This is a genomic window from Actinoplanes sp. CA-131856 (assembly GCF_050956135.1).
Classification (GTDB): domain Bacteria; phylum Actinomycetota; class Actinomycetes; order Mycobacteriales; family Micromonosporaceae; genus Actinoplanes.
In genome coordinates, this window is record NZ_CP191849.1 from 10,374,120 (window position 1) to 10,394,829 (window position 20,710).

Annotated in this window: 15 protein-coding genes; 5 read left to right on the forward strand and 10 right to left on the reverse strand. The window is 72.2% G+C overall.

Translation table 11 applies throughout. The features are described 5' to 3' along the window. Positions 1-24 precede the first annotated feature (24 nt). The gene (gene eccCa, locus ACQP2X_RS47825) at positions 25-3,978 is read left to right on the forward strand and encodes a type VII secretion protein EccCa (RefSeq protein WP_498692902.1); all 3,954 of its coding nucleotides are present in this window, start codon (positions 25-27) and stop codon (positions 3,976-3,978) included. Between the two features lie 116 nt (positions 3,979-4,094). After that, a complete protein-coding gene (gene mycP / locus ACQP2X_RS47830) occupies positions 4,095-5,360 on the forward strand; it encodes a type VII secretion-associated serine protease mycosin (protein WP_498692903.1) in 1,266 nt (421 codons plus the stop codon). 349 nt (positions 5,361-5,709) lie between these two features. Here mycP and ACQP2X_RS47835 read toward each other — a convergent pair whose 3' ends face one another. Genes ACQP2X_RS47835 through ACQP2X_RS47855 form a run of 5 tightly spaced genes read right to left on the reverse strand, consistent with a single transcriptional unit; the run spans position 5,710 to position 10,169 of the window. After that, entirely contained in the window at positions 5,710-6,888 is a 1,179-nt protein-coding gene (locus ACQP2X_RS47835; protein ID WP_498692904.1) for a MarP family serine protease, read from the reverse strand. 34 nt (positions 6,889-6,922) lie between these two features. After that, complete coding sequence (locus tag ACQP2X_RS47840) at positions 6,923-7,552, reverse strand: NUDIX hydrolase (RefSeq protein ID WP_498701294.1); 630 nt, start codon at positions 7,550-7,552, stop codon at positions 6,923-6,925. Between the two features lie 53 nt (positions 7,553-7,605). Next, positions 7,606-8,145 carry a TlpA family protein disulfide reductase gene (locus ACQP2X_RS47845; protein ID WP_498692906.1) on the reverse strand — a complete coding sequence of 180 codons (540 nt, stop codon included), beginning with the start codon at positions 8,143-8,145 and terminating at the stop codon, positions 7,606-7,608. Next, on the reverse strand, positions 8,142-8,939 hold the full coding sequence (gene nth / locus ACQP2X_RS47850) for an endonuclease III (RefSeq protein WP_498701296.1): 798 nt from the start codon (positions 8,937-8,939) through the stop codon (positions 8,142-8,144). Before nth ends, ACQP2X_RS47845 begins: the two co-directional genes overlap by 4 nt. Before the next feature lie 27 nt (positions 8,940-8,966). Next, positions 8,967-10,169: a CapA family protein gene (locus ACQP2X_RS47855; RefSeq protein WP_498692907.1), complete on the reverse strand. Its 1,203-nt coding sequence runs from the start codon at positions 10,167-10,169 to the stop codon at positions 8,967-8,969. A 205-nt stretch (positions 10,170-10,374) separates the two neighbouring features. On the opposite strand from ACQP2X_RS47855, the gene ACQP2X_RS47860 reads away from it, so the two are divergent. The 3 genes from ACQP2X_RS47860 to ACQP2X_RS47870 all read left to right on the forward strand — a co-directional run bounded on the left by ACQP2X_RS47860 (position 10,375) and on the right by ACQP2X_RS47870 (position 14,526). Continuing rightward, positions 10,375-11,052 carry a Crp/Fnr family transcriptional regulator gene (locus ACQP2X_RS47860; RefSeq protein ID WP_020515203.1) on the forward strand — a complete coding sequence of 226 codons (678 nt, stop codon included), beginning with the start codon at positions 10,375-10,377 and terminating at the stop codon, positions 11,050-11,052. A gap of 187 nt (positions 11,053-11,239) precedes the next feature. Further along, complete coding sequence (locus ACQP2X_RS47865) at positions 11,240-12,523, forward strand: carboxyl transferase domain-containing protein (RefSeq protein ID WP_498692908.1); 1,284 nt, start codon at positions 11,240-11,242, stop codon at positions 12,521-12,523. Beyond that, the gene (locus ACQP2X_RS47870) at positions 12,520-14,526 is read left to right on the forward strand and encodes an acetyl/propionyl/methylcrotonyl-CoA carboxylase subunit alpha (RefSeq protein ID WP_498692910.1); all 2,007 of its coding nucleotides are present in this window, start codon (positions 12,520-12,522) and stop codon (positions 14,524-14,526) included. The genes ACQP2X_RS47865 and ACQP2X_RS47870 overlap by 4 nt, the downstream gene beginning before the upstream one ends. On the opposite strand, the gene ACQP2X_RS47875 is transcribed toward ACQP2X_RS47870, so the two are convergent. The 5 genes from ACQP2X_RS47875 to sp36 all read right to left on the reverse strand — a co-directional run bounded on the left by ACQP2X_RS47875 (position 14,503) and on the right by sp36 (position 20,696). Continuing rightward, a complete protein-coding gene (locus ACQP2X_RS47875; protein ID WP_498692911.1) occupies positions 14,503-15,450 on the reverse strand; it encodes a serine/threonine-protein kinase in 948 nt (315 codons plus the stop codon). The two genes, ACQP2X_RS47870 and ACQP2X_RS47875, sit on opposite strands and share 24 nt — an antisense overlap. Positions 15,451-15,481: 31 nt before the next feature. Beyond that, the gene (locus ACQP2X_RS47880; protein ID WP_498692914.1) at positions 15,482-19,132 is read right to left on the reverse strand and encodes an adenylate/guanylate cyclase domain-containing protein; all 3,651 of its coding nucleotides are present in this window, start codon (positions 19,130-19,132) and stop codon (positions 15,482-15,484) included. Further along, positions 19,129-19,932 (reverse strand): MBL fold metallo-hydrolase, encoded by an 804-nt coding sequence (locus ACQP2X_RS47885; protein WP_498692916.1) that lies wholly within the window; start codon positions 19,930-19,932, stop codon positions 19,129-19,131. Before ACQP2X_RS47885 ends, ACQP2X_RS47880 begins: the two co-directional genes overlap by 4 nt. A gap of 123 nt (positions 19,933-20,055) precedes the next feature. Continuing rightward, positions 20,056-20,544, reverse strand: a complete 489-nt coding sequence (locus tag ACQP2X_RS47890) for a RidA family protein (protein ID WP_498692917.1) — start codon at positions 20,542-20,544, stop codon at positions 20,056-20,058. Continuing rightward, positions 20,541-20,696, reverse strand: a complete 156-nt coding sequence (sp36, locus tag ACQP2X_RS47895) for a Sp36 family protein (protein ID WP_097317531.1) — start codon at positions 20,694-20,696, stop codon at positions 20,541-20,543. The genes ACQP2X_RS47890 and sp36 overlap by 4 nt, the downstream gene beginning before the upstream one ends. Between the last annotated feature and the right edge of the window lie 14 nt (positions 20,697-20,710).

Genomic DNA, 20,710 nt, shown 5'->3' on the forward strand with positions numbered 1-20,710 from the left:
TGGACGAAAAGGACATAAACCGGCATGAGTACGGTGGTGATCAAGCGGTCGGCACGGCGCCCGGCGCCGGAGATCCCGACCGGGGAGATCGCTGTCGAGCCGCCACCCGAGATTCCGCAGCAGACCGGCGGCCGCTGGCAGCAGGCCATGATGGCGTTGCCGATGCTCGGCGGCTCGGTCGCCATGGCGATGATGATGGGCCAGGGCCGCGGCGGCGCGTACTCCTATGTGATCGGTGGCCTGTTCGGCATCTCCTCGATCGCCATGCTCACCACCAGCTTCGGCGCCAGCGGCTCGCCCAAGAAGGCCGAGATGATGGCGGCCCGCCGCGAATATCTGCGTCATCTGGCCGGGCTGCGCCGCCGCGTCCGCGAGACCGCCGACATGCAGCGGGTCGGCCTGCTCTACCGCCATCCCGACCCGTCCAAGCTCTGGTCGACCGCGAGCAGCCACCGGGTCTGGGAGCGGCGCACCAGCGATCCCGATTTCGGCGTCGTACGTCTGGCGATCGGCCCCCAGACGCTGGCCACGCCCCTCATTCCGCCGGTCACGCGGCCGCTCGACGAGCTCGAGCCGATGACCGCGGGCGCGCTGCGGCGCTTCCTCGACGCGTACTCGGTGGTCCCCGATCTGCCCGTCGCGGCCTCGCTGCGCGGCTTCGCGCGGGTCTTCCTGCGCGGCGACCGCGGCGTGCACGATCTCACCCGGGCCGTGGTCTGCCAGCTCGCCACGTTCCACGCGCCCGACGACCTGATCGTCGCGGTCTGCGCCGGCCCCGAGCGCCGGGCCGAGTGGGAGTGGATCAAGTGGCTTCCGCACAACCTGCACCCGGCGCGCACCGACGCGCTCGGCCACGTGCGGCTGGTCGCCAGCTCCGGGCACGACCTGGAGAAGCTGCTCGAGGACGTGATCGGCAACCGGCCGCGGTTCAACCCGATGGCCGCCAGCACGAGTTCCCCACATGTGGTGATCGTGCTTGACGGCGCCGACCTGCGCGGCGCCACGCAGCTCGACGACGGCATCGACGGCGTGACCGTGCTCGACCTCGACGAGCAGCCGCCGCGCCTGCTCGACCGGTCGCTGCTGGTGCTCGAGGTCGCCCACGCGGGCGGCCGGCGGGTGCTCAACACCTACTCGATGGAGCACGAGGCCGAGGTCGGCACGCCCGACCGGCTCAGCGTCGAGCAGGCCGAGGCGGTCGCCCGGCGGTTGTCGCCGCTGCGGCTGGCCGCCATGTCGAAATCGTCGGACACCCCGCTCGCGGCCGAGATGGGCCTGGCCGACCTGCTCGGCATCGGCGATCCCGAGACGTTCAGCGTGGCGCAGGCCTGGATGCCCCGGCCCAACCGGGACAAGCTGCGCGTGCCGATCGGCGTGGGTGCGGACGGCAGCCCCATCGAGCTCGACCTCAAGGAGTCCGCTCAGGACGGCATGGGCCCGCACGGCCTGCTCATCGGCGCCACCGGATCGGGCAAGTCGGAGCTGCTGCGCACCCTGGTGCTGGCCCTGGCCACCACGCATTCGTCGGAGACGCTGAACTTCGTCCTGATCGACTTCAAGGGCGGCGCCACCTTCGCCTCGCTCGACCGGCTGCCGCACACCGCCGCCGTGATCACCAACCTGGCCGACGAGCTGCCGCTGGTCGACCGCATGGTGGACGCGATCGACGGCGAGATGGTCCGGCGGCAGGAGGTGCTGCGCAAGGCCGGCAACTACGCGAGCCTGCGCGACTACGAGAAGGCCCGGGCCGGGGGCGCCGCGCTGCCGCCGCTGCCGTCGCTGCTCGTCATCTGTGACGAGTTCTCCGAGTTGTTGTCGGCCAAGCCCGACTTCATCGACCTGTTCGTCCAGATCGGACGGCTGGGCCGGTCGCTCGGCGTCCATCTGCTGCTGGCCAGCCAGCGGCTCGAGGAGGGCCGGCTGCGCGGGCTCGACACCCACCTGTCCTATCGGGTGGGTCTGCGGACGTTCTCGGCGCTCGAGTCGCGCGCGGTCCTCGGCGTCCCGGACGCGTACGAGCTGCCGCGCTCGCCCGGTCACGGCTATCTGAAGTTCGGCACCGAGCCTCTCTTGCGCTTCAAGGCGGCGTACGTCTCCGGACCGTTGCCCAAAGCCGGCGCCCGCGCCGCCGCCGGCGGTGCCGGCGCCGATCCACAGGTGCTGGCGTACACGACCCGCTACATCCCCGCGCCGAAGCCGGTGAAGCCGGTCGAGCCGCAACCCGAGCTGACCCCGGCCGGCGAGAGCGTGCTCGACGTGATGGTCGACCGGCTCGGCGGGCAGGGACCGCCGGCCCATCAGGTCTGGCTGCCGCCGCTGACCCAGTCGGCCGCGCTCGACGAGCTGCTCGGCCCGGTCGTCGCCGACCCGGCCCGCGGCCTCGCGTTCGCCAACCCCGAGCTGCACGGCGCCCTCCAGGTGCCGATCGCCCTGGTCGACCGGCCCCGCGAGCAGATCCGCGAGGTGATGTGGCTCCAGCTGGCGGGCGCGGCCGGTCACGTGGCCGTGGTCGGCTCGACGCTGAGCGGCAAGTCGACGGCGCTGCGCTCGATGATCTGCGGGCTGGCCCTGACCCACACCCCGGCCGAGGTGCAGGTCTACTGCCTCGACTTCGGCGGCGGTTCGCTGGGCACGCTGCGCGATCTCCCGCACGTCGGCGGGGTGGCGGGCCGTCTCGACACGGTGGGCGTCCGGCGTACGGTCGGTGAGATCTCGACCCTGTTGTCCGAGCGGGAGGCGCGCTTCGCGAGCCTGGGCATCGACTCGATGGCGTCCTACCGGCGCCGCCGGGCCAACCCGGCCAACCCGAGCGCCGACGACGACCCCTTCGGCGACGTCTTCCTGGTCGTCGACGGCTGGTCGACCGTCCGCAAGGAGTTCGAGGAGCTCGATCCGGTCATCACCGACATCGCCACCCGCGGCCTTTCGTACGGCATTCACGTGGTCGCGTCCAGCTCGCGGTGGATGGACTTCCGTCCCGGCATCCGCGACCTGTTCGGCTCGCGGCTCGAGCTGCGCCTCGGCGACCCGAGCGACTCGTCGATCAACCGGCGGGCCGCGATGACCGTGCCCGAGAAGCCCGGCCGCGGCATCAAGGAGCACCCGAACGACAAGAACAAGGCGCTGCACCTTCTCACCGTGCGGCCCGAGCTCTCGACGATGGCGGACACGAGCGACCTGGTGAAGGAGATCGCCGCCAACTGGCACGGCGCGAGCGCGCCCAAGGTGCGCCTGCTGCCCGCCCTGGTGCCGTACGCCGACCTCGAAGCCGACGCCGGCACCGGCCTGCGCATGCCGATCGGCCTGGCCGAGGCCGATCTGCGGCCCGTCGAGATCGACTTCGCGTCCGATCCGCACTTCCTGCTCTTCGGTGACGCCGAGTGCGGCAAGTCGACATTCCTGCGCACCCTCTCCACCACCATCACCCAGCGGTTCGCGCCCGAGGAGGCCCGGATCATCCTGGTCGACTACCGGCGCAGCCTGATGGACCTGCCCGAGACGGAACACCGCATCGGCTACGGCATCCAGGCGCCCAAGACCCTGGAGCTGATGCAGTCGGTGGCGGGCTACATGGAACGCCGGCTGCCCGGCCCGGACGTGACCGCCCAGCAGCTGCGCGACCGCTCCTGGTGGACCGGGCCCGAGCTGTTCGTGCTGGTCGACGACTACGACCTGGTCGTGGCCGGCCCGACCAACCCGCTCACGCCGCTGCTCGAATATCTGCCGCAGGCGCGCGACATCGGCCTGCACCTGATCCTCACCCGGCGGGCCGGCGGCGCCGGCCGCTCGCTCTACGAGCCGATCATCCAGCGACTGCGCGAGCTGTCGGCGCCCGGCCTGGTGATGTCCGGCCCGTCCGACGAGGGCCCGCTGATCGGCCCGCTCCGCCCGACGCTGATGCCACCGGGGCGTGGGCGCCTGCTCACGCGGCGTGAGGGAGTGCGCCTGATTCAGCTGGCGCACCTGCCCCCGTTCTGAGCCGACCAAGGAATTAGCAGACTGCCGGTGCGACTGACATCGACCGATCACGACAAACGGGCGCGGTTTCGGAGTAATCTGCATCGACCGTCCGGACCGAGAATGGCGATGCGACCGTGAGCGTTGCGAGCAGGAAGTCATGGCGTGCACCCACCGGTGCCCGCCGGCTGCTGGCCGCCGCCGTCGCCGGCATCTTCGCCGCGGGCCTCCCGGCCGCGCCGGCGCTGGCCGAGCCGGCTCCGCTCGTGTCCGACTCCGTGCGCGACGACGAGTGGCATCTGGAGACGCTCGACGTCCCCGACGCGTGGACCTACGCCGACGGCGCCGGCGTCACGGTCGCGGTCATCGACTCCGGCGTCGACGCCACCCACCCCGACCTTCAAGGTCAGGTGCTGCCCGGCCACGACTTCGTCGATCCCCAGGGCGACGGCGACACCGATCTGGTCGGCCACGGCACCACGGTCTCGGCCATCATCGCCGGCCGCGGCGACGACCAGAACGGCGTCGTCGGCATAGCGCCCAAGGCCAGAATTCTTCCGGTACGGGTCCTGGACGAGGAAAACCGCTACGACGACGCCCTGATCGTCGCGCGGGGTGTGCGCTGGGCGGTCGACCACGGCGCCCGGGTCATCAACCTCTCCCTCGGCGGCAACGGCAGCAGCGCCGCCCTGGCCGCGGCCCTCGACTACGCGTTCGCCAAGGACGTCGTCGTGATCGCCTGCACGGGCAACACGAGCGCTTCGTCGGGGACAGATGTGTGGTACCCGGCTCGCGAGCCCGGCGTGCTCGCGGTGGCCGGCACGGAGCGCGACGGCACGTCGCTGTGGTCGGGCTCGATCACCGGCAAGGAAACGGTGGTCACGGCTCCCGCCACCCAGCTGGTCGGCGCCCGCTCCGGCGGCACGTACTGGAAGGTCCAGGGCACGAGCTTCGCCGCGCCGATGGTGTCGGCGACGGCCGCCCTGATCCGCTCCCGCTGGCCCGAGATGCCGGCCGGCGAGGTCATCAACCGCATCATCCGCACGGCGAAGGACCTGGGCGTCCCCGGTCGCGACGCCACCTTCGGCTACGGCATGGTCAACCCGGTGGCCGCGCTGACCGCCTCGGTGCCGGCCGTGCTCGACAACCCGCTGGACACCAACCCGTCCCCCGGCGTCGCCCGTTTCGGCAGCGCCCCGGTCCCCGGCCAGGCCCAGTCGGCCCCCGACGCCCTGACCCCGCTGACCCCGCGCACCGAGGGCCACGAGTCCGGCGGGGGCGCCGCCCCGATCATCGCCACCCCGGTCTCCTCCCACCGCAACTGGTGGGCCGCCGCCGCCCTGTTCCTCGTCTCGGCCGTCGCGGCCCTCTTGACGGTCCGCCGCTTCTCCGGCACCACCTGAGCCCGCTCAGCTCCTCCCCTCGACGGCGCCTACCGCAGGCTCGCCGAGAAGCCGCCCCGCGATGGGCCGCCCCGCGATGGGCCGCCCTGCGATAGGGCCGCCCTGCGACGGGCCGACGGCGGCAATGACCGACCTTCGTCTCGTCCGGGTTCCGAGCGGCTGCGCAAGCGCTTCGAGCTGGTCGCCGCGACACACCGCCCTCGTGCACGTGTCATTCTTCGCCGGGCTGCACGGGGCACTGAGCCCGGCACACGACCGCCTCGAAACCGTCCGATGAGGACTCAGCCCAGCCGCCGGCCATCGCCGAGGGTGCGGTCTGGCGATGGCCGAGGTGCGGGAGCAGTTCGTCCTAGGCGCAGTCGCCGGTCTTCACGCCTCGGGTGCGGGTGACGCCGGCCGAGGCGACCGGGGCGGCCTCGGCCGCGGTGAGGGCGAAGCCCGTGTTCTTGTCGTCGGCGGCGGCCGCGAAGATGACGCCGACGACCTGGCCGCTGGGGTTGATCAGGGGGCCGCCGGAGTTGCCGCTGCGGACCAGGGAACGGATCGTGTAGATCTCGCGGGTCACGTCGCGGGACTCGTAGATGTCGGGGCCGGTGATGTCGCCGACGTCGCGCACCCGGGCCGACTGGGCGTCGTACGGGCCGTCCTGCGGATAGCCGAGGACGATCGCGCTGGCTCCGGTGGCCGCCTGCTTCTTGACGAACGGCATCACCGGGGCGCTCAGGCCCGGCACGTAGAGCACCGCCAGGTCGCGCTCCGGGTCGTAGACGACGACCGTCGCGTCCTCGCGCCGGCCGTTCACCTCGACCGTGACGTCGCGCGTGCCGGCCACCACGTGCGCGTTAGTCATCACGCGCTCGTTGGAGTAGACGAAGCCTGAGCCCTCGATGCGCCGGGAGCAGCTCGGCGCCGTACCCAGAACCTTGATCACCGATCTTTTGCTCTTCTGCACCACTGCCGAGTTCTTCAGCGCCGGGTCGGGCGCCGCCACCTGCCGGGCCTGGGTGCGGGCCAGGCCGCCGAACACGTCGGGGAAGCCGTTGGTGTTCAGGGTCTCGCTCAGCGCCGAGGAGAGGTCCTGCACCTGCTCGGGCATCAGGTCGTTGACGCCGCGCAGGATCGCGCTGTTGCGCACCTCGCGGTTGAGACCCTCGAACGGGGTCGTGCTCAGCGGCACCGCGATCAGCCAGGCCACGACCAGCACCGACAGCAGCGAGATGACCGCGCCACCGGCGTCGTCGACCATCTGGAGCGGCTTGTTGGTGATGGCCTGGCGCAGCCTGATGCCGACCCAGCCGGCCAGGGTCAGGCCGAGCACCGCCAGCGCGAAGATGACCACCAGGGAGACGACCAGGCGGGCCCAGTCGTCGGTGAACCGTTCGGCGATCAGCGGCCCCAACTGGAGGCCGATCAGCATGCCGCTGAAGAAACCGCCGAGCGAGAGCGCGCCGATGACGAAACCCTGGCGGTAACCGCTGATCGCGAAGACCAGCATGAGCACGATCAGGAGGACATCGACCACGGGCACTCACTCAGGGTAGAAGTGCTGGGCCAGTGCCGGCTCACGGCAGAACCTCGTCCGGCCCGCCGGCCCGGGTGGCCGGCACCGGCGCCGCCGCGTCCGGCAGATCGACCAGAGCGCCCGGCTCCCACGGTTTCGTCCAGCCACCCATGTCGAGCAACGTCGAGATCACCCCTGCCGTGAAGCCCCAGACCAGCATCCCCCTGACCTGGAAGGCCGGGCCGACCCAGCCGCTGGGATGCCGCACCCGGATACGGTTCGCGGGGTCGACCAGTTCACCGATGGGCAACCTCGCCACATGGGCGACCTCGGCCGGCTCCCGTGGGCAGACCTGGTGGGGGTGGCGCCACCAGGCCAGCACCGGGGTCACCACGAAGCCGCTGACCGGGATGTAGAGCTCGGGCAGCAGACCCAGCACCTCGGCCGTGGACGGGTCGAGCCCGACCTCCTCGTTGGCCTCGCGCAGCGCGGTGGCCGCGGCGTCGGCGTCCTCGGGGTCGGTGCCGCCGCCCGGGAAGGCGACCTGCCCGGCGTGGTTGCGCATGGTGGCCGCCCGCTGGAGCACCAGCAGGTCGGGCCCGTCGGGCCCGTCGGCGAACAGGACGAGGACCGCGCTGGGCCGGCCGACGCCCGCGGGCGCGCGCAGCGGGGTGAAGTCTTCGCTGCGCATGCCGGAGACGCGGGACAGCAGTGGCTCGAGCCAGGACGGGAGATCGGCGGGGATCACAGGGCCACCTTCACGCCGAAGAGCTTGTCGACCTGCTGGGTCAGGGTCGCCGCGGTCAGGGGCAGGATGTGCACGGTCGACTTGCCGTCCGCGTCGAGGAAGACCGTGACCGGCAGGTTGATCCGCTCCAGCTCGTGCACCAGTTTCTGGTCGGCGTCGAAGAGGGTCGGCATCGTGACGCCCTTGCCGGAGGCGAAGTCGGCGCCGTTGGAGCGGCTGTCGCCGGTGTCGACGCCGATCACCGTCACCTTTCGAGTGTCGGACAGCTTCTGCATGACCGGCAGCTCGGCCCGGCAGGGACCGCACCAGGAGGCCCACATGTTGATCACCGCGGGGCCTTTCAGGGAGCGCAGCGAGATCGAGGAGTCCCCGGTGAAGCAGGGCAGGCTCAGATCGGGCAGGTCGTTGGGGGACGTCGCGCCGGTCAGTTGAGAACAGTCGTCGAAGGGAGAGGCCGGCTCGTCGCCGCCGCAGGCGGCGGTCACGGCCAGCAGCAGCACGACCAGGGGCGCCGCCAGCAGGCGCGGGAGTCTCACGGGGCCTCCGGCGCGGTCACCGCGGCGGCCGGCACGAGGTCGGGGTCGACACCGGCGGCGACCGCCAGCTCCCGGGCGCGCGGGCCCTTGAGCAGCTTGGCCGCGGGTGCGGCCTCGGTCGGGCCGGTGCCGTAGGACGGGCACATGGTGGCCAGCGTGCAGGCACCGCAGGCGGGCTTGCGCGAGTGGCAGACGCGGCGGCCGTGGAAGATCACCCGGTGCGACAGCATGGTCCAGTCGCGCTTCTCGATCAGGTCGGCCACCTGAAACTCGATCTTGACCGGGTCGTCCTCCTGCACCCAGCCGAAGCGGTTGGTGAGCCGCCGGAAGTGGGTGTCGACCGTGATGCCGGGCACGCCGAACGCGTTGCCCAGGATCACGTTGGCCGTCTTGCGCCCGATGCCGGGCAGCGACACCAGGTCGTCGAGCTTGTTGGGCAGCACGCCGTCGTAGCGCTCGACGAGCGCGTTGCCCAGCTTGATCAGCGAGTCGGTCTTGGCCCGGAAGAAACCGGTCGGGCGCAGCGTCTCCTCGAGCCGGGCCCGGTCGGCCGACGCGTAGTCGGCCGGCGTCCGGTACTGCTGGAACAGCCCGGGCGTCACCTGGTTGACCCGGACGTCGGTGGTCTGCGCGGAGAGGATGGTCGCCACCGCGAGCTCGAGCGGGTTGGTGAAGTCGAGCTCGCAGTGCGCGTCGGGGTGGGTCTCGGCGAGGACGCGGGCCATCTTGCGCGCCCGTCGCTTACGCCCGATGGGTGTCTCCCCCGCGAACCGCTTGACCGACCGCACCACCAGATCCACCGCTAAAGAGTACGTCGCCCGTCACGCGGCGGGCTTGATCGCACCATCCGCGCCGATCCGCGCGCCGGTCGACGGGAAGTCGGCCTTGCTGAGCTGGGCCATGATCTTCCGGCTCTGCTCGTTCTTGGTGTCGCGGGTCGGCAGGCCGATGTCGTTCATATAGGTGGAGAAGAGCTTGCCACCGGCGTACGACCCGTCCTTGCCCAGCGTGACCTGCAGGATGCCGCCGTACTTGAGCACGCCCGTACGGCTCAGCGTCTTCCCGCCGCCGGCGAAGTTGCCCAGGCTGTAGGCGATCAGCTTGCCCTTGTAGAACTCCATGCCCCGGGCCACGTGCGGTCCGTGCCCGACGACCAGGTCGGCCCCGGCGTCGATCACCGCGTGGCTGAACTTGATCGGGTCACCCCGGCTCTCGCCGAAGAAGATCTCGGTGCCCGGCTTCACGTGCTGCTTCTCGGCGCCCTCGGCGCCCAGGTGGGCCTGCACGACGACCAGGTCGGCCTCGCTCTTGGCCTTCTCGACCAGGGCCGCCGCCGCGTCGACGTCGTTCAGGTTGTTCAGGCCGGTGTACGGCGCGAAGCCGACGACCGCGACCTTGACGCCCTTGACGTCGACGACGGTGATCTCCTCGGAGTTGCCGGTCGCCTTGATGCCGGCCTCGTCGAGGGCGGCCCGCGTGTTCGCCGCGCCCTTGGTCCCGAAGTCCTTGGCGTGGTTGTTCGCCGTGTTGACGAGGTCGAAGCCGGCGTCCTTGAGGTGCTGGACGTACGACGGCGGGGAGCGGAACGCGAAGCAGTTGCCCGAGCCGGGCCCGCACTTGGACGTGCCGGTGTCCTCGGTGAGCGGCTGCTCGAGGTTTCCCATCACCAGATCGGAGGCGAGGCTCGCCTTCACCGAGTCGAAGAAGCCCTCGCCGTTGTTCGGCGGCATCTTGCTCGGGGCGTTGCTCATCATGATGTCGCCGGTCGCGGAGAGTGTGATGGTGTCGTCCGCCACCACCTGACCCGACTCGGTGGTGGGCGCCGGCTTGCCCGAGGCCGGCTTGGAAGCGGGCGCCGCGGCGGCTCCGGGCGGCTGCCATTGCGAGTCGCCGGAACCGTCGTCGCGATTCGCGAAGGCGACACTTCCGGCGGCTATACCGGCCAAAGCCGCCAGGACAATCGTGATTGTCAGGACAGGGCGGCCGAAAAGACCCTGCCTTCGATGCGGGGGGTGGGAATTCATCGACCGCGACGATACCTTCGGGTTGCTACGCGGACGACCCGTCGAATGGCTCGTCGTCGCCCACCTGAAGCGACGAAATGCACAGCCCGTCACGGTCGGAACGGTTACCCTGCGGTATTCAGATCAAGGGGTGCCCGCCCGATTCCCGCCCGCGTGCGCCTAGACTGATCGAGCGCAGGCGTTGCGCGTGTTCGGAGGTGCGCAGATGGATGAGGTACTGGCGCGCAGCGGAATCTTCCAGGGTGTTGACCCGGAGGCGGCCGAGGCGCTCGCCAAGGAGATGGACACGGTCGAAGTCCGTAAGGGCGACGTCCTGTTCAACGAGGGCGAGGCCGGTGACAGCCTGTACATCGTGCTGTCCGGCAAGATCAAACTGGGACGCCGTGCCGCCGACGGCCGGCAGAACCTGGTTTCGATCATGGGCCCCTCCGACATGGTCGGCGAGCTGTCCCTGTTCGACCCCGGTCCCCGCACGGCCACCGCGACCGCGGTGACCGACGCTCGGCTGGCCCGGCTCAAGAAGACGTCGCTCCGCCCGTGGCTCAACAACCGCCCGGAGATCGCCGAGCAGCTCCTCCGGGTGCTGGCCCGTCGCCTGCGGCGCACGAACGACGCGCTGGCCGACCTGATCTTCACGGACGTGCCGGGCCGCGTGGCGAAAAACCTGCTCCAGATGGCCGGTCGTTTCGGCACCCGCGACGGCGGTGTGCTGCGTGTCACCCACGACCTCACCCAGGAGGAGCTGGCCCAGCTCGTCGGCGCGTCCCGCGAGACGGTGAACAAGGCCCTGGCCGACTTCGCCTCCCGCGCATGGCTGCGGCTCGACGGCAAGAGCGTCATCATTCTCGACCCCGAGCGCCTCGCTCGGCGGGCCCGGGTCTGACCACGGCGTGACATTGAGGGGCTGCCCGGACGGGCAGCCCCTCAAACGCGTGTATAACCCCTGAAAAGGCTATAAAGCCGCGCCATTCGCATCCGTGTCGCACCCGCTCGACCACTCGTTGTGGAGGTGGTCGAGAGGCACCGGCGGATACGAGAGGCGCGGCTTTGAACATGGCAGGGGTTCCATCGTGACCGTGCTGGACACTGCCCTCGATCCGCGCACCCCTGGCTACCTCGAGGGTTGCGGCACCGCCACCGACCGGCTGGCCCGGCTCGAGGCCGCGCTGGAGGAGGCCCGGGCCGGCGGCGGCGAACGGGCGGTCACCCGGCACCACGCCCGCGGCAAGCTGCTGCCCCGCGAGCGCATCGAGATGCTGCTCGACCAGGACGGCCCGTTCCTCGAGCTCTCGCCGGTGGCCGGCTGGGGCACCGAGTTCCCGGTGGGCGCCGGCGTGGTCACCGGCATCGGCGCGGTCGAGGGCGTCGAATGCATGATCATCGCCACCGATCCCACCGTGGACGGTGGGCCCGTGAACCCGTACGCCGTGGAAAAGATCCGCCGGGCCGCCCGGATCGCCTCGTGCAATCGGCTGCCGCTGGTCAATCTCGTCGAATCGGCCGCCGAGACCGCACCTGGCGGGCCGCAGCCGCGCGGCGGCATCGCGCGTGACCTGAGCCGCCTCGCCGCCGACCGGGTGCCCGCGATCTGCGTCGTCTTCGGGCCGGCCGAGGGGATCGCCGCCTATCTGCCCGCGCTCTCCGACTACACGATCACGGTCAAGCCGCAGCCGGCCCGGGCCACCAAGGACGTCGCCGACCAGCTGGCCGAGGACGAGCGGGACGGGCTGCGCCTGGCCCGGCAGTGCGTGCGGAGGCTCAACTGGCGCAAGCGGGGCCCGCGCCCGCGCAGCTTCCCGCCGGTCGAGCCCAAGTACGACGCCGAGGACCTGCTCGCGCTGACCACCCTCTACGACCCCCGGGAACTGCTCGCCCGCGTCCTGGACGGCAGCGACTTCGACGAGTTCAAGCCCGCGGTCGGCACCGCCCTGCTGGCCGGCTGGGGTGAGCTGCACGGCTATCCGGTCGGCGTGCTGGCCGCCTCGGGTGCCCCGCACACACCGGCCGAGACCCAGAAGGCCGTGCACTTCATCCAGCTCGCCAACGCCACCGACACGTCGCTGCTGCTCATCCAGCGTGACGAGACCGCCGAGTCGTTCGGCCCGGGCGAGATCGACGCGCTCGCGCACTCCACAGTGCCGCTGTTCGCCCTCAACAGCGGCCGCACCGGTGACCCCCGCTTCGCGTTCAGCTGGCCGGCCGACGGCCCGGTGGCGAACGGCGACGACGACGGCACCATCGACCCCCGCGACACGCGGACCGTCCTCGGACTCTGCCTCTCCGCCGCGCACAGCGCGACCGTCGAGGGCGCCGGGCACATCGGCGTGTTCCGACCCGGAAAGGTAGACCAGTGATCCGACGTCTTCTGGTGGCCGACCGTGGCGAGATCGCCCGCCGGGTGTTCGCCACCTGCCGCCTGGTCGGCATCGAGACGGTCGCCGTCTACTCCGACGCCGATTCCGACGCGCCGCACGTCGGGGAGGCGGACTACGCCGTACGCCTCGACGGCGGCACGCCCCGGTCGTCGTACCTGCGCGGCGACCTGATCATCACGGCCGCCCAGCGCTCGGGGGCGAACGCCATCCACCCCGGCAACGGCGAGCTGGCCGAGGATCCGGACTTCGCCTCGGCCGTGGCCGACGCCGGCATGATCTGGGTCGGCGCGCCGGCCAAGACGCTCGGCATCCTGCGCAGCAAGACCGAGACGAAGGCGCTGGTGGCCGAGGCCCGGGTGCCGGTGCTGCCGAGCTACACCGACCCCGACCAGGTGCCCGGCTTCCCGGTGCTGATCAAGCCGGACACCGGGAACGGCGGCACCGGCCTGCGCGTGGTGCGGGACGCGGCGACGCTGATCGAGGCGATCGCCTCGACCCGCCGGGAGGTGGGCAGCGAGGTCTACTGCGAGCCCTACGTCGAGGACGTACGCCACATCGAGGTGCCCATCCTGGCCGACGAGCACGGCGCGGTGGTGCCGTTCGGCGAGCGCGAGTGCTCGATCCAGCGCCGCTACCAGAAGATCGTCGAGGAGACGCCGTCACCGGCCGTCGACCCCGGGCTGCGCGAGGAGCTGTGCCGGGCCGCGATCGTGGCCGTGCGCGCCTTGGGCTACGTCGGCGCGGGCGCGGTCGAGTTCCTGCTCGACGCGCGCGGCGACTTCTGGTTCATGGAGCTCACCCCCACGCTCCAGGCCGACCACGCGGTCACCGAGTGCGTCTCCGGCTACGACCTCGTCCGCCTCCAGCTGTTGGTCTCCGAGGGCGGCAGCCTGCCCATGCCGGGCCCGCCGCCGATCCGCGGGCACGCCATCGAGGTGCGGGTGTGCGCCGAGGACCCGGCGTACGCCTGGCTGCCGGCCACCGGCACGCTGCACCGATTCGCCGTGCCGGACGTGGCCAGCCGGTTCCGCCCGCTGCCGGCGCCCGGCCTGCGGCTGGACGCCGGGGTCGAGGACGGCTCGGTGATCGCCGCCCACCAGGACTCCACACTGGCCAAGCTGGTCGCCTGGGCGCCGACCCGGCAGGAGGCGGCGCGGATGCTGGCCTCGGCGCTGACCCGCTCGCAGATCCACGGCGTGGCCACCAACCGCGACCTTCTCGTACGGGCTCTGCGGCACCACGCCTTCCGCACGGGCGACGTGGACACCGGCTTCCTCGACCGGCGCCCGGAGGTGTTCGCCCCGCTGCTGTCGGCGGTCGACGCCGTACGCCTGTCGTGCCTGGCCTCGGCCCTGGCCGGCGCCGCCGCCCGCCGCGCCGAGGCCGCCGTGCTCCCGGCCGTGCCGTCGGGCTGGCGCAACGTGCCCTCGGGCTCGCAGACCGCCGTCTACGACGGCCCGGCCGGCCCGGTCGAGGTCGGATATCGGATGAACCGGCACGGCGAGCTGGCCGGCTGGTGGGTGCGCACGGTGGACCCGGAGGAGCTCGACCTGGCCGGGCTGGGCCAGGCGCCGGTGGTTGCCGACTATCCCGAGACCGTGGTCGTGCGGGCCGGCGACGAGCAGGTCGTCCTCGACGTCAACGGCATCCGGCTGACCTTCAACGTGCACCGGGTGGGCGAGGTCTCGTACGTGGACAGCCCCGAGGGCTCGGTGGCGCTACGGGAGCTGTCGCGCTTCCCGCTGCCGGCGCCGGAGGCGGTCGAGGGCTCGCTGATCGCCCCGCTGCCCGGCGCCGTCCGCCGGGTGCTGGTCGTGCCCGGTCAGCGGGTGCGCGCCGGGGAGCTGCTGCTCACGCTGGAGGCGATGAAGCTGGAGCACCCGGTGCACGCGCCCAGCGCCGGAGTGGTCGCCTCGCTGCCGGTCCACCCGGGCACCGAGGTGGACACCGGCGAGCTGCTAGCGGTCCTCGATCCCGAGTAGGCCGAACAGCCACTTCCGCTTGGTCTGCTTCACCGTGCGCACGGTCGGCGTCTCGTCGCCGTGTGCGGACCGCGGCGGCGGGATGTGCTGCGAGGGGCCGTCGAGCTGCACGGCGGTGAGCAGGTCGCGCAGCTGCCGGGCGGTCGGCCGCGAGTTGGGGTCGTTGGCCATGCCGTAGCGCAGCACCTGGGTGAGCTGCGGCGGCACGCCGGGCAGATCGGGGATGGGCTGGTTGAACAGGTCCATCAGGGTGATCAGGCTGGGGCTGCGGTCGCCGTCCCAGCGGGGCGGGCGGCCGCGCATCACCGCGTAGAGGGTGGCACAGAGCGCGTAGACGTCGACCGCGTCGGACGGGTCGTCGTGCCGGAACATCTCCGGTGGCGCGTAGGCCGGGGTGAGCACCTCGAGGGTGACCGACGAGTCGCGCATCTCGCCCAGCACGGCCAGGCCGAAGTCGGCCAGCACGGCCGAGTTGAACTCGGAGTAGAGGATGTTGGCCGGCTTCACGTCGCGGTGCAGCACCCCGTTGGCGTGCGAGTGGATCAGCGCGTCGGAGATCTTGATGCCGAGGTCGCGACCCTCCTCGGCCCCGAGCGGGGCCCGGCGCATCCGGTCGAGGTACGACCCGTCGCACAGCTCCATGATCAGGTAGGGGTGCTGGTCGACGGTGACGCCGACGTCGAAGAGGTCGACCACGTGCGGATGGGACGACATCTTGCCCGCGGCGCGCGCCTCGCGCAGGAAGCGCGCCTGGTCGCGGTTGTTCTCGAGACGGCGGTTCTCGACCTTGATGGCGACCTCGCGGCCGACCGAGTCCTGCATCGCCCGGTAGACGGTCGCGTAGCCGCCGCGCGCCATGACCGACAAACCAGACATGCCGGGCACATACGGGACCGGCAGTGCTCCGCGAGGTGTCTCGGTCATGAGTCTGAAAATATCCCAGAGGTCCCGGAGATCATCCGGGCACGTCGGACGCGTACGCGACAGTTTCCGGCGGAGGCGGCTCCGAGCCCGCCGACGCGAGCGCGTCCCGCAGGTCCTCGGCCGCGCAGCGCTCGCTCGTCTGCTCGGTCGCCGACGCCAGCCGGACCGCTTCCTCCGCCGCCTCCCGCGCCTCGTCGTACCGCTGGGCCGCCGCCAGCACCCGGGCGTGGACCATCGCGGCCAGCACGCCACTGCGCACGTCCTCGGCCGGCACCTCGCGGGCCCGGCCGATCCAGGTCATCGCCGTGTCGACCCGGCCGTCGGCCAGCAGAGCGCCCGCGTACGACGCCAGGGCGTGCCGCCGCGAGAAGAGCAGCGACGGCGTGCCGGTGTCGGTGGCGATCGGCGCCAGCAGCCCGATCGCGGTCGCCGCGTCGCCGGCCCGCAGCCGCGCCTCGGCCAGCAGCACCCGCGGGCCGACCTGGGCCGGGGCGAGCGGGTTGTGCGGCTCGACGGCGGTCATCACCCGGCGCGCGTCGGCCTCGGCCTGCGCCAGGTCGCCGCGCTGGATGGCCACGAAGCCCCGCAGCGTGCCGGCCATGCCGAGCAGCAGCGGATGACCGGTCTTGTCGGCGTAGCCCAGGGCGTCGGTCAGCAGGTCGAAGGCGTGGTCGAACTCGCCGAGCCCGCGCGCGATGGCACCCCGGACGACCAGCGCGAGACCCCGGCCCCAGTCGTCGGCCACCGCGTTGAAGTCGCGGTAGGCCCGGCGGGCCTCGCCGTCGGCCTCGGCCAGCTCGCCGAGCTCGGCCGCCGCGTACGCCTCCACGGCCCGCAGCGTGCCCACCGCCCAGCCCTCGCCGACCCGGTCGCCGAACGGCAGGAAGACCCGGGCCAGCCGCCGTGACTCCTGGAGCCGGCCGGCCAGCAGCCGGGCGAACGCCGTGGTGCCGCGCAGCCAGGACCGGCCCACCGGGTCGCCCAGCTCGGCGAAGAGCCGCGCCGCCCGGCCGAGCACGGCGTCGGTGCCCGCGAAGTCACCCCGGGTCGTGGTCACCCAGGCCAGATTTTGCAGCGCCCAGGCCTGTCCGTGCCGGTCACCGGCGGCCAGCGTGACCTGATAGGCCGCGGCGAACCGGCTGCTGGCCTGGCTGAGCCGGCCGGCCAGGAAGTCGGCCATGCCGAGCCGGCGCATCGCGTTCGCCCGCTCCGGCAGCAGCTCAGCCTCGGTGGCGACCTCGAGCGCCTCCTGCCAGACGGCCACCGCCTTGTTCGTGTCGCCCAGCGCCTCGTGGGCGCGGCCGACCACCAGCAGCGCCTCGGCCTTGCTGACCGGCTCGTCGCCGGCGCTCACGGCGATCTTCTCGCCGTACTCCAGCGCCTCCTCGGCCCGGCCCAGCCGCAGCAGGGCCCGGGCGTAGACGAGCTGATCGGGCAGGGGCAGCACGCCGTCCGGCTCGAGGTGGGCGGCGCGTTCCGCGTATTCGATCGAGGCGCCGGGCTCGATGTTGGCCAGCGCCCGCCGGGCCATCCGGCCCAGCGCGGCCACGCCCAGCGGCGCCACGTCACGCACGGCGGCGTCCGGTCGCAGGCGTACGGCGTCGGCCAGGTCGACCGCGCACTCGGCGTGGGTGGCCACGAACGCGTCCCGCTCGTTCTCGCTCAGGCTCAGCCGGCTCGCGCTGTCGTAGCCGAGCCGGTCGATCGCCTCGGGCGCCGCCCAGTTGGCCAGGTACGCGTGCCGGTCGGCCAGATCGGCCTTGCCGATGCCGGAGTAGGCGGCCTCGCGCATGAGCGGGGTCGTGAAGGCGTAGCCGCCGCGGACCCGGTGCAGCATGCGGCGCTGGAGCAGCTCGTCGACCGAGCGCTCGAGCTCGACCGCGGCCACCGCGCCGGGCCGGGCGTCGCTGGCCGCCCGGCGCTCGCGCAGCGCCTCGACCACGCCCGAGGGCACGGTGTCGCCGACGACGGCCGCATCGCGCAGCACCGACCGGGGCTCCGGTGGCAGCGCGTCGATGCGGGCCGCCAGCACCGCGGCCAGGTCGCGGGAGAGCAGCTGCCGGCCCAGCGAGCCGTCGGCCAGCATCCACTTGCCGGCCGCGTTGGCGCCGACGGCCGGCGTGAGCGCGCCCCGCTCCATGAGCAGCGTGACCATCTCGGCCAGATAGAACGGGTTGCCCTGGGCCGTGGCGAGCAGCCGGTCGGTGTCGGGCTGCGGCAGCTTGCCACCGTTCAGATAGGAGGTGAGCAGCCGGGACGCGTCGGCGCCACGCAGCGGTGGCAGCGTGTGCACCTCGGCGTCGGCCATCCGGGTCAGCGCGCCGGCCGTGCGCACCAGCTCGGGCCGGCCGAGCAGCAGCACCACGACCGGGCCGTCGAGCATCGACAGGGTGCGCCCGAGCGCGTCCACGGTCGACGCCGTCGCGTCGTGCAGGTCGTCGACGATGACCACCAGCGGGGTCTCGGCGGCCAGGGCGGAGAGCAGCTCGGCCACCGCGGTGGAGATGGCGTCGGCGTCGAGCCGCTTGGTGGGCTGCCAGTCGGCGCTGGCCGCGGGGCCGACCGGGTTGGCCGGCGCCTCGCCGTAGCCCAGCAGCGCCAGCAGCCGGTCGATGTCGAGCTGGACCGGGTCGCCGTCGCGGCCGAGCCGGTTGGCCAGCTTGCGCAGGCGCTCCTCGACGACCGTGCGGCCGACCGTGGACACCACGTCCTTGGGCAGGCCGACCGACTTGCGCACCAGGTCGGCCAGGGGCGCGAACCGGCGGCGCTCACCGAACGCGCGGCACCGCACCCGCAGCACCCGGGCCCCGGCGTGCGCCGCGTAGCGCCCGTTGCCGACGTCGTAGCCGGCCGCGAGCCGCTTGACCTCGCCCGCGAAGCGGGACTTGCCGATGCCGGCCTCGGCCGTCATCACCATGACCCGCGGGGTGCCGGCGTCGATCGCCTCGGCCAGCCGGCCGGCCACCCGGCCGAGCTCGGTCTCGCGGCCGACGAACGGCGCCTCGTCGCCCAGGCCCGACCGGGTGCCGGGCGCGTCGTGCAGGCCGAGCAGCTCGAAGGCGGGCACCGGCTCGCGCTTGCCCTTGAGGCGCAGCGGGCGCAGCTGCCGCCAGGAGGCGATGTGCCGGGTGCCGCCGCTGGTCCGCGAGCCGGCGTAGACGGCGCCGACCGCGGCCGCGTCGGCCAGCCGGGCCGCCGTGTTCACGGTGTCGCCGATGACGGTGTATTCGATGCCGGCCTGCATGCCGGCGACGACCTCGCCGGTGTTGAGACCGACCCGCAGGCCGAGGGGGGCGCCACCACCGCGCTCGTCGTCCAGCACCCGCCGGACGGCCCGCTGCATGCTCAGGGCGGCGCGCACCGCGCGCTCGGCGTCGTCCTCGTGCGCCACCGGGGCGCCGAAGACGGCCATGATGCCGTCGCCGGTGAGCTTGTCGACGTGGCCGCCGAACGTCTTCACCGCGCCGGCCAGGGCGGCCAGCACCCGGTCGGTCACCGCGCCGACCCGTTCCGGGTCGAGGTCCTCCGACCAGGAGGTGAAGTCGGACAGGTCGCCGAAGAGCACGGTCACGATGCGCCGCTCGGCCGCGGGCAGGGTCGCCGCGGCCGGCAGAGCGGCGCCGCAGTTGTGGCAGAAACGGGCGCCCGGGATGGCGACGGTTCCACACACAGGACAGGTCACAGCCGATCCAACCCGCCTGCGAGTGTTCCTGATTCCCGGTTTTTGTGATTGAGGTAATCGAGTTGGGCCGCGGCCGACCAGATCGCCGCGAACCGCACGGCCGGGTCGATGTCGGGATAGACGATGTCGACCACCTGCTCGGCCGTCTCGGCGCCGGCCCGCATCGCCGCCGTGACCTGCGCCAACCGCTCCTCGCGATGGGCCAGATATTCCCGGGCCAGCAGCGCGACGTCGTCTCGGGCCGGCCCGTGGCCGGGCAGCATCAGCACTTTCTCGTACGCCATGAGGCGTCGGAGACTCGACAGATATCTACCGAGGTCGCCGTCGGGGTGCGCCACCACCGTCGTGCCCCGGCCCAGGATGGTGTCGCCGGTGAAGACCGCCTCGCCGTTGACCACGAAGCTGACCGAGTCGGCCGTGTGGCCCGGGGTGGCCAGCACCTCGATGTCGAGCCCGTCGACGGCGATCCGACCGTCCCGGACCATGGGCTCGGCCGGTATCGCGTGGACCGGGTCGGCCGCCAGCACGGGCGTGCCGCCGAGCAGCTCGGAGAGCCGGGCCGCACCCTCGACATGGTCGTGGTGACCGTGAGTAATCAGAATCGCCTGAAACGGACCGTGACCGGCGATGCGGGACAGGTGTCCCTCATCGAGCGGACCGGGGTCGATGACGACGCCACGGGTCTCGCCCGGCGCCCGCAAGATCCACGTATTGGTGCCGTCCAGCGTCATCGGACCCGGGTTGGGCGCGCGTAACAGCGTCACCCACCCCGGCAGGCCGTTCGGCGCAGCACCCCCCATGCGCGAAATCCTACGTCGCGCATGGGGTGAACGGAGAGGACCGGATGTGCGATCTCAGTGCCCGCTCAGGTTACGGATAGCAACCAAAAAGGCTGAGAGATCCAGTTTTGTTAACCGGTACAGCTACTCGGCCAGTTCGACGATGACCTCGACCTCGACCGGCGCGTTCAGCGGGAGCTCGGCCACGCCGACCGCGCTGCGGGCGTGCCGGCCCTGCTCGCCGAAGACGTCGCCGAACAGGTTCGACGCGCCGTTGATGACGGCGGGCTGACCAGTGAAACCGGGGGCCGACGCCACGAAGCCGGTCAGCTTCACGACCTTGCCGACGCGGCCCAGGCCGACCAGCGACTCGATGGCGGCGAGCGCGTTCAGGGCGCAGAGGCGGGCCAGCTCGGTGCCCTGCTCGGGCGTGACGTCGGCGCCGACCTTGCCCTCGTACGGCAGCTTGCCCTCGACCAGCGGAAGCTGCCCGGAGACGTACACGTAATTGCCCGTTTGCACGGCCGGGACGTAGGACGCCAGCGGCGGCACCACGGTCGGCAGGGTCAGACCCAGTTCGGCGAGCTTGGCGTACGCGTCGACGCCGCCCTCGCCGGCGATCGGCAGCGTCACGACTTCTCCCGCTTCATGTAGGCCACGAGCTGATCCGGGTTGGGCCCCGGAACGACCTGAACCAGCTCCCAGCCGTCCTCGCCCCAGTTGTCGAGGATCTGCTTGGTCGCGTGGACCAGCAGAGGCACGGTCACGTACTCCCACTTCGGCATCGCTGCTACTCCCC

Coding starts and splice junctions, on each gene's coding strand:
- eccCa (WP_498692902.1), top strand. CDS start 25: ATGAGTACGGTGGTGATCAAGCGGTCGGCACGGCGCCCGGCGCCGGAG.
- ACQP2X_RS47840 (WP_498701294.1), bottom strand. CDS start 7,552: ATGCGCAGCGAAGACTTCACCCCGCTGCGCGCGCCCGCGGGCGTCGGC.
- ACQP2X_RS47855 (WP_498692907.1), bottom strand. CDS start 10,169: ATGAATTCCCACCCCCCGCATCGAAGGCAGGGTCTTTTCGGCCGCCCT.
- ACQP2X_RS47860 (WP_020515203.1), top strand. CDS start 10,375: ATGGATGAGGTACTGGCGCGCAGCGGAATCTTCCAGGGTGTTGACCCG.
- ACQP2X_RS47875 (WP_498692911.1), bottom strand. CDS start 15,450: ATGACCGAGACACCTCGCGGAGCACTGCCGGTCCCGTATGTGCCCGGC.
- ACQP2X_RS47885 (WP_498692916.1), bottom strand. CDS start 19,932: ATGGGGGGTGCTGCGCCGAACGGCCTGCCGGGGTGGGTGACGCTGTTA.
- sp36 (WP_097317531.1), bottom strand. CDS start 20,696: ATGCCGAAGTGGGAGTACGTGACCGTGCCTCTGCTGGTCCACGCGACC.